1 protein-coding gene is annotated in these 1,262 nt (G+C 65.1%); it reads left to right on the plus strand.

Annotated elements, in window-relative coordinates; translation table 11 throughout:
- Positions 1 to 128 precede the first annotated feature (128 nt).
- Positions 129 to 1,262, plus strand: a protein-coding gene (locus B7X49_RS18685; RefSeq protein WP_286840645.1) for an IS3 family transposase whose coding sequence is annotated in 2 segments (ribosomal slippage) — positions 129 to 393 and positions 393 to 1,262 — 1,135 coding nt annotated over the 2 segments. Because the reading frame shifts where the segments join, the coding sequence is not laid out codon by codon here. This gene is flagged as partial in the annotation.

The following is a 1,262-nucleotide window of genomic DNA, read 5'->3' on the forward strand; positions in this document are numbered from 1 at the left end:
TCAGTCAGGTCGAGACTGGCGACGAACGCATCGACGATGCGCACGAGCGCGTCCGGGGCGACTGAGGTGGCGCCGGAAATTCGGACAGTTGGCTAAGGTAGGTTCGACCTCGATGAAGGACGGACTTTATGACTGGGAAGCGGAAGCGGTACACGGCTGATTTTAAGGCCAAGGTGGCGCTGGAGGCGTTGAAGGGTGAGCTGACCCTGTCGCAGTTGGCGACGAAACACGGCGTCCATCAGACGATGATCGCGGCGTGGCGGAAGCAGGCGATCGAGGGTCTTTCCGGGGTGTTCTCCGGCAAGGCCGAGGCGAGCGAGGGCGCCCGGGAGGGCGAGATCGATAAGCTGCACGCCAAGATCGGGCAGCTGGTGGTGGAGCGGGATTTTTTAGCCAAGGCCTTCGGTCGTTGAGCCTGGACCGGAGGCGGCAGATGATCGAGCCCGAGCATCCCCGGCTGTCGATCCAGCGCCAGTGCGCCCTGGTGTCGATCAGCCGGTCGGCCTTCTACTACCAGCCGGCGGGTGAGACCCCGCTGAACCTGGCGCTGATGCGGCTGATCGACGAGGCCTTTCTGGAGACGCCCTGGTACGGCTCGCGCCAGATGGCCCGGCATCTGCGCCGCCAGGGTTATGAGGTGGGCCGGATGCGGGTGCGTCGGCTGATGGCCAAGATGGGCCTGGCGCCGATTTATCAGAAGCCGCGCACAACGATCCCGCACCCCGAGCACCGGGCCTACAAGTACCTGCTGCGCGGCCTGACCATCGACCGGCCGAACCAGGTCTGGTGCGCCGACATCACCTACATCCCGATGCGGCGGGGCTTCCTGTACCTGGTGGCGGTGATGGACTGGGCGACCAGGAAGGTCTTGTCTTGGCGGCTCTCCAACAGCATGGACGCAGAGTTTTGCATCCAGGCCCTGGAGGAGGCCCTGGCCCGCTACGGGACGCCGGAGATCTTCAACACCGACCAGGGCAGCCAGTTTACCAGCCCCCGCTTCGTCGACGTGCTGAAGGACGCCGGCGTGCGGGTCTCCATGGACGGCCGCGGCCGCTGGATGGACAATGTCTTCATCGAGCGGCTCTGGCGAAGCCTCAAATATGAGTGCGTCTATATCCACGCCTTCGAGACCGGATCGGAGCTGCGGACCGGGCTCACCAAGTGGATCGGCTACTACAACACCAACCGGCCCCACTCGGCCCTTGCCGGGGCCACCCCCGACGAGGCCTATGGACAAATCCAGGCGCCGCCCTATCCGGGGC

It is taken from the genome of Acidiphilium sp. 34-64-41 (genome assembly GCF_002282635.1).
Lineage (GTDB): Bacteria > Pseudomonadota > Alphaproteobacteria > Acetobacterales > Acetobacteraceae > Acidiphilium > Acidiphilium rubrum.